We start from the raw sequence: 6648 nt of genomic DNA on the forward strand, positions 1-6648 counted from the left end.
GCTGCCTGCATCTGCTCCACCAGTTCGCGGCTGCGCAGCGCAAAGCGCTCGCCCTCGGCCTTGCTCGGGTCGATCACGATGATCAACTGCCCGGTCCAGGGGGTCTTGGCTCCAGGGTGGCCCGACCAATCGAACTCCCAGGAGAAATTGCCGCCCGTCAGCGCCGCCGCCAGCAGCTCGACCATCATCGACAGCGCCGAGCCCTTGTGCCCGCCGAACGGCAGCAAGGCGCCGCCCTCGAGAATCGCCTTGGGGTCGGTACTCGGCTGGCCCTCGGCATCCACGCCCATGCCTGGCGGCAGTCGCTCGCCCGCCCGCGCGGCGATCTGCACATCACCATGGGCCATGGCGCTGGTGGCCATGTCGAAGACGATCGGATCATGCCCGGCGCAAGGCGCGGCAAAAGCAATGGGGTTGGTGCCGAACAGCGGCTTGCGCGCACCGTGTGGCACCACGCAGGTCATGCTGTTGACCACGCTCAGGGCCACCAGGCCTTCGTCGGCGAACGGCTCGACATCCGGCCACAGCGCGGCGAAATGGTGCGAGTTGTGGATCGCCAGCACCGCGATGCCGGCCGTGCGGGTCTTCTCCACCAGCAGCGGGCGGGCCGCGGCCAACGCCGGCTGGGCAAAGCCACCCTTGGCATCGACACGCAAATAGGCCGGCGCAAGGTCAGTCACCTGAGGCTCGGCGCGACCATCGACCCAACCGCTGGCCAGGGTCGAGACATAACCGGGAATACGGAACACCCCATGGCTGTGGGCACCATCACGCTGGGCACTGGCGCAGTTGTGGGCAAGCACGGCGGCCACCGCCGCGCTGCAGCCATGTCGCTCGAAGATCGACTGCAGCAACGCCCGCAGTTCGTTAAAAGGCACGCGCACGACAGGGCCGGTGGAAGGTGAAGACATCTGGAGCTCCTTTCTTGGATTTGGATTCGCTACAGCGCAACTGCACAGACTTTCCCGCCAATGACAGCTATCTGTCAAATATTGACTTGACGACAGAAAACAGCCATTTTGGCTTCCACGCCAGAAATCAACCGGAACCGACCATGAGCCAATCGATCAAGCAACGCCTGGAAAGCAGCCTGCACACCGCTGCCGCCTCGGGCCGCCAGATCGCCAGCTACATGCTCGCCAACCTCCACGAACTGCCGTTCCAGACCTCGGCCAGCATCGCCGCCAAGCTGGGCGTGAGCGAGTCGAGCGTTGGCCGCTTCTGCCGCTCGCTGGGCTACGCGCACCTCAAGGCACTCAAACAAGACCTGCAGAACGACTTGGGCGACGGCCCCTGGCTGGTGGGCGACCGCCTGCAGGCGTTCCGCCAGCAACCCGAGGACGACCAGCGCTCGGGCAGCCTGGAGCTGGAAATGGCCGCGCTGGTACGCGTGCACGAATACAGCCGCGGCGAAGCCTGGCAGCAGGTGGCCCGGCGCCTAGCGGAAAAACCGCGGGTGTTCGTCGCCGGCTTTCAGACCGAGCGCGGCGTGGCCATGTGCATGAGCCATCTGCTGCAATACCTGCGCGACGGCGTGCAACTGGTCGACGGCAGTGCCGGGCACTTCGCCGAGGTGCTGCTGGGGCGCCCCCAGGACTGCGCGCTGGTGGTGTTCGAGGCCCGGCGCTATTCCCGCCATGCCCTGCAGCTGTGCCACAAGGCCCGCGAGCTGGGCATCCCGGTGACCCTGGTCACCGACACCTTCTGTGAATGGGCCGATGCCAACGCCGACGAGGTGTTCCGCATCCCCACCGAATTCAACCTGTTCTGGGAATCCACCGCGACCATGCTGTCGTGGGTGCACCTGATGGTCAACGAGGTCTGCAAGAAGCTCGGGCCGGATGTTGAAAGACGCTTGGAAGCAACTGCCGCTCTACATAACGAGTTCGTCGGCTACACCTCGTGGCCGGCGGGCAAACAACAATAGCAAGAGTGCAACTACCGAGGTGCGAGATGAAAGGAACCATGGCTGTGGTGGGTGCGTGCGCCCTGCTGCTGGCGGCAGGCGCCAGTGCCGAGACCCTGCGTTTTGCCACTGAAGGCGCTTACCCGCCGTTCAACTACGTCGATGCCGACAACCAGCTGCACGGCTTCGACATCGACATCACCCATGCCCTGTGCGAGCAGATGAAAGTCGAGTGCACCCTGGTGGCCCAGGACTGGGAGGGCATCATCCCGGCGCTGATGGCGCGCAAGTACGACGCCGTGGTGGCCTCGATGATCGACACCGAGGAACGGCGCCGCAAGATCGCCTTCACCGACCGCTACTACCGCACCCCGCTGACCGTGGCGGTCGCCAAGGACAGCAAGATCAGCGACGCGCAGACCGACTTCAAGGGCTACACGGTCGGCGCCCAGTCCGCCTCGACCCAGGCGATCTACGCCGAGGACGTGTACGGCAAGGCCGGCGCGGACGTGAAGCTGTACCCGACCCTGGACGAGGCCAACGCCGACCTTGCCGCCGGACGCCTGGACGGGGTGATCGCCGACAAGTTCCCGCTGCACGAATGGCTGAACAAGAATGGCAAGGACTGCTGCAAGATCCTCGGCGACGTCGACGGCACCAAGGCCGACGCGGCGATTGCCGTGCGCAAGGATGACGAGGCCCTGCGCGTGCGGCTGAACGAAGCGCTGGCAGCGATCGTGGCCAATGGCACCTACCAGAAGATCGCGAGCAAGTATTTCGCCTTCGATATCTATAACTGATACGAATCCTGGGGCTGCCCGCAGCCCTTTCGCGACACGAGGCCGCCATCCCCCTGGAAGCGGCCTTGCATCGCGATCAGGGCGCTATGCGACCCGCCGACCTCGAGGATGCATCCATGCTCGATCAACTCTCCCTGCTCTCCTTCGCCAGCGGTGGCTGGGGCCAGGCGCTGCTGGCCGGCGCGCTGGTGACCGTATCGCTGGCTCTGGCCTGCCTGCCCATCGGCCTGCCGCTGGGCCTGCTGGTAGCACTGGCCGCGCGCTCGCGCAAACGCCTGCCGCGGGCCTGGGCCACCACCTTTTCCACTGTGTTCCGCGGCCTGCCGGAACTGCTCACCCTGCTGATCATCTACTACGGCTGCCAGATCGCCGCGCAGAAGATCCTCGCCGCGATGGGCTACCAGGGCGAGGTGCTGATCAACACCTTCCTCGCCGCCATGGTTGCCTTCAGCCTGGTGTTCGCCGCGTTCTCCAGTGAAATCTGGCTGATGGCCTTCAAGACCCTGCCCAAGGGCCAACTGGAGGCCTGCGCGGCCCTGGGCCTGGGCAAGCGCACCGGATTCTTCAAGGTGGTGCTGCCGCAACTGACCCGCATCGCCCTGCCAGGCCTGTCGAACAACTGGTTGAGCCTGCTCAAGGACACCTCGCTGGTCTCGACCATCTCGCTGATCGACCTGATGCGCCAGACCAACCTGGCGGTCAGCGTGACCAAGGAACCGATGCTGTTCTACGGCGTCGCCTGCCTGGTCTACCTGCTGTTCTCGGCGCTGTCGGGCAGGGTCTTCGCCCTGCTGGAGCGGCGCAGCAACCGCCATCTGCAAGGAGCCCGCCCATGAGCCCGGAGCAACTGCTGGCCTACGTGCTCGATCCCGACCTGCTGGAGCGCTACGGCGCGCGCTTCGTCGATGGCCTGCTGGTCACCGCCAAGCTGGTGGCGATCTCGTTCACCCTCGGCGCGCTGCTGGGCATGCTCCTGGCCCTGGCGCGGATGTCGCAGCACCTCGTGCTGCAACGCTTGGCCGCCGGCTATGTGTACTTCTTCCGCGGCTCGCCACTGCTGGCCCAGCTGTTCCTGCTGTACTACGGCCTGGGCTCGCTCAAGGGCTTCTGGCAGGACCTGGGGCTGTGGTGGTTCTTCCGCGAGGCTTGGTACTGCGCACTGCTCGCCTTCACCCTCAACACCGCCGCCTACCAGGCCGAAATCTTCCGCGCCAGCCTGATGGCCGTCGCGCCAGGCCAGTACGAGGCCGCCAAGGCCCTGAACCTCAAGCGCTCGACCACCTTCTTCAAGGTGGTGCTGCCGCAGTCGCTGCTGGTGGCCATCGGCCCATTGGGCAATGAGCTGATCATGATGATCAAGGCCAGCGCCATCGCCTCGCTGGTGACGATCTACGACCTGATGGGGGTGACCAAGCTGGCCTTCTCGCGCAGCTTCGACTTCCAGATCTACCTGTGGGCGGCGGTGCTCTACCTGCTGATCGTCGAGGTGGTCCGGCGCACCCTGAAACACCTGGAGGCCCGCCTGGGCCGCCACCTGAACTGATTGAAGGAATCCTTCCATGCATTGCCAGACCATCGTCCTGGGCGCCGGCATCGTCGGCGTCAGCACCGCCCTGCACCTGCAGGCCCGCGGACGCCAGGTGCTCCTCGTCGACCGTGACGAACCGGGCAGCGGCACCAGCCATGGCAACGCCGGGCTGATCGAGCGCTCCAGCGTGATCCCCTACGCCTTCCCGCGTCAGTGGAGTGCCTTGCTGCGCTACGGCCTGAACCGCCAGCCCGATGTGCGCTACAGCCTGACCCACCTGCCCAAGGTCGCGCCCTGGCTGCTCAGCTACTGGCGCCAGTCCGCGCCTGGGCAACTGGCCAAGGCCGCCGCCGACATGCTGCCGCTGGTGCAACGCAGCGTCGAGGAACACGATGCGCTGATCGAGGCCGCCGGTCTGCAAGGACTGGTACAGGCCAAGGGCTGGATCGAGGTGTACCGTGATGCCGCGCTGTTCGAACAGGCCAAAGGCGATCTGAAGGGGCTGGCCCGTTACGGCCTGCAGTACGAGATCCTCGAACGCGAACAACTGCAGGCCCGCGAGCAGCAGCTGGACGGTGGCGTGATCGGCGGCATCCACTGGCTCGACCCGAAGACGGTGAGCAACCCGGGAGGCCTGACCCGTGGCTACGCCGCGCTGTTCGTCCAGCGCGGCGGGCAGTTCCTCCATGGCGACGCGCGCAGCCTGCGCCAGGTCGAGAACGGCTGGCAGTTGGACACGCGTCGCGGCAGCGTGACCGCCGACGACGTGGTGGCCTGTCTCGGCCCGCAGTCGGCCGACCTCTACCAGCGGCTGGGCTACCGCTTTCCACTTGGCATCAAGCGCGGCTACCACATGCATTACGCCACCCGCGACGGCGCCGAGCTGGGTCATTCGATCTGCGACACCCAGGGCGGTTACGTCCTGGCGCCGATGGCCCGTGGCGTGCGCCTGACCACCGGCATCGAATTCGCGGCGAGCGACGCCGCCGCCAACGAGATCCAGCTACGCCGCTGCGAGGCCCTGGCACGCCAGCTGTTCCCGGCCCTGGGTGAGCGCCTGGACGACAAGCCCTGGCTGGGCCGCCGCCCCTGCCTGCCGGACATGCGCCCGGTGATCGGCCCGGCGCCCCTGCACAAGCACCTGTGGTTCAACTTCGGCCATGCCCACCACGGCCTGACCCTGGGGCCGGTCAGCGGCCGCCTGCTGGCGGAACTGATGACCGGCGAACACCCCTTCACCGCCCCTGCGCCCTACAGCGCCGCACGTTTCGACTGAACCTTGAGCGGGAGAACAACAAGATGACCGCCCCCCTGAGCCTTGCCAGCCTGCACCCTGCCCCCGATCCGCGCCCGGAGCTGATCCGCATCGAGGGCCTGAACAAGCACTACGGCGCCTTCCATGTGCTGCATGACATCGACCTGTCGGTGCGCGAGGGCGAACGCATCGTGCTCTGCGGCCCGTCGGGCTCGGGCAAGTCGACGCTGATCCGCTGCATCAATCGCCTGGAGATCGCCCAGCAGGGCAGCATCCGCGTGGCCGGCACCGATCTGGCGAGCAAAGGCCGCCAGGCCGACCAGGTGCGCAGCGAGATCGGCATGGTGTTCCAGCACTTCAACCTGTTCCCGCACATGAGCGTGCTCGACAACTGCCTGCTGGCGCCGATGAGCGTGCGTGGCCTGTCGCGCCGGGAGGCCGAGGAGCGGGCGCGGCTGTACTTGAGCAAGGTCGGCATCGAGAGTCAGGCGCACAAGTACCCCAGCCAGCTGTCCGGCGGCCAGCAGCAGCGGGTGGCGATCGCCCGGGCGCTGTGCATGAAGCCGAGGATCATGCTGTTCGACGAGCCGACCTCGGCGCTCGACCCGGAGATGGTGGCCGAGGTACTGGATGTGCTGGTGCAATTGGCCGGCACCGGCATGACCATGCTCTGCGTCACCCACGAAATGGGTTTCGCCCGGCAAGTGGCTGAACGGGTGCTGTTCCTCGAGGGCGGGAAGATTATCGAGGACAGCCCGCCGGAGGTGTTCTTCGGGCAGCCCAGAACGGCGCGGGCACAGGCGTTCTTGAAGCAGATCCTGCATTAACGGTTCATGGTTCTGGGCGCAATAAGCGCCACTCTGTCCGCACCCTCTTGCAAGACTGCGTCGCCGTTCATGCTGATGCAGATCTTGATCTTGATCTTGATCTTGATCTTGATCTTGATCTTGATCTTGATCTTGATCTTGATCTTGATCTTGATCTTGATCTTGATCTTGATTTTGGTATCCGCATGTTCAACCTCACTGGCAGCTAGCGGCAGCTGCGCCAGCCCAGGCGCCGCCCGTACCTTCGCGACTTCAGGAGGCCGAACGCAGGCCTTGCGAAGGGAGGTGACGGGCATGGATGCCCGTCAAGCGCTGGGGCCCAGGATGGGCCC

8 protein-coding genes are annotated in these 6648 nt (G+C 65.8%); 6 read left to right on the forward strand and 2 right to left on the reverse strand.

Annotated elements, in window-relative coordinates; translation table 11 throughout:
* A partial coding sequence (locus CC207_RS22955; protein WP_088852850.1) for an Ldh family oxidoreductase occupies positions 1-911 on the reverse strand: 911 nt, incomplete at its 3' end.
* Between the two features lie 143 nt (positions 912-1054).
* On the opposite strand from CC207_RS22955, the gene CC207_RS22960 reads away from it, so the two are divergent.
* The 6 genes from CC207_RS22960 to CC207_RS22985 all read left to right on the forward strand — a co-directional run bounded on the left by CC207_RS22960 (position 1055) and on the right by CC207_RS22985 (position 6316).
* Positions 1055-1927 (forward strand): MurR/RpiR family transcriptional regulator, encoded by an 873-nt coding sequence (locus CC207_RS22960; RefSeq protein WP_028692150.1) that lies wholly within the window; start codon positions 1055-1057, stop codon positions 1925-1927.
* A gap of 26 nt (positions 1928-1953) precedes the next feature.
* Positions 1954-2706: a transporter substrate-binding domain-containing protein gene (locus CC207_RS22965; RefSeq protein WP_028692149.1), complete on the forward strand. Its 753-nt coding sequence runs from the start codon at positions 1954-1956 to the stop codon at positions 2704-2706.
* 116 nt (positions 2707-2822) lie between these two features.
* Complete coding sequence (locus tag CC207_RS22970; RefSeq protein ID WP_028692148.1) at positions 2823-3542, forward strand: ABC transporter permease; 720 nt, start codon at positions 2823-2825, stop codon at positions 3540-3542.
* Complete coding sequence (locus tag CC207_RS22975) at positions 3539-4249, forward strand: ABC transporter permease (RefSeq protein ID WP_028692147.1); 711 nt, start codon at positions 3539-3541, stop codon at positions 4247-4249. The genes CC207_RS22970 and CC207_RS22975 overlap by 4 nt, the downstream gene beginning before the upstream one ends.
* Positions 4250-4265: 16 nt before the next feature.
* Positions 4266-5510 carry an FAD-binding oxidoreductase gene (locus tag CC207_RS22980; RefSeq protein WP_088852823.1) on the forward strand — a complete coding sequence of 415 codons (1245 nt, stop codon included), beginning with the start codon at positions 4266-4268 and terminating at the stop codon, positions 5508-5510.
* A 23-nt stretch (positions 5511-5533) separates the two neighbouring features.
* Positions 5534-6316: an amino acid ABC transporter ATP-binding protein gene (locus CC207_RS22985; RefSeq protein ID WP_028692145.1), complete on the forward strand. Its 783-nt coding sequence runs from the start codon at positions 5534-5536 to the stop codon at positions 6314-6316.
* On the opposite strand, the gene CC207_RS27055 is transcribed toward CC207_RS22985, so the two are convergent.
* A complete protein-coding gene (locus CC207_RS27055) occupies positions 6313-6612 on the reverse strand; it encodes a hypothetical protein (protein WP_158216150.1) in 300 nt (99 codons plus the stop codon). The genes CC207_RS22985 and CC207_RS27055 overlap by 4 nt on opposite strands.
* Between the last annotated feature and the right edge of the window lie 36 nt (positions 6613-6648).

Source organism: Pseudomonas sp. DrBHI1 (genome assembly GCF_002205115.1).
Taxonomy (GTDB): domain Bacteria; phylum Pseudomonadota; class Gammaproteobacteria; order Pseudomonadales; family Pseudomonadaceae; genus Aquipseudomonas; species Aquipseudomonas mosselii.

What these genes read in the sequence shown, in the direction of transcription:
- CC207_RS22960 (WP_028692150.1), top strand. Translation starts at nt 1,055, where the DNA reads ATGAGCCAATCGATCAAGCAACGCCTGGAAAGCAGCCTGCACACCGCT.
- CC207_RS27055 (WP_158216150.1), bottom strand. Translation starts at nt 6,612, where the DNA reads ATGCCCGTCACCTCCCTTCGCAAGGCCTGCGTTCGGCCTCCTGAAGTC.
- CC207_RS22970 (WP_028692148.1), top strand. Translation starts at nt 2,823, where the DNA reads ATGCTCGATCAACTCTCCCTGCTCTCCTTCGCCAGCGGTGGCTGGGGC.
- CC207_RS22975 (WP_028692147.1), top strand. Translation starts at nt 3,539, where the DNA reads ATGAGCCCGGAGCAACTGCTGGCCTACGTGCTCGATCCCGACCTGCTG.
- CC207_RS22980 (WP_088852823.1), top strand. Translation starts at nt 4,266, where the DNA reads ATGCATTGCCAGACCATCGTCCTGGGCGCCGGCATCGTCGGCGTCAGC.
- CC207_RS22965 (WP_028692149.1), top strand. Translation starts at nt 1,954, where the DNA reads ATGAAAGGAACCATGGCTGTGGTGGGTGCGTGCGCCCTGCTGCTGGCG.
- CC207_RS22985 (WP_028692145.1), top strand. Translation starts at nt 5,534, where the DNA reads ATGACCGCCCCCCTGAGCCTTGCCAGCCTGCACCCTGCCCCCGATCCG.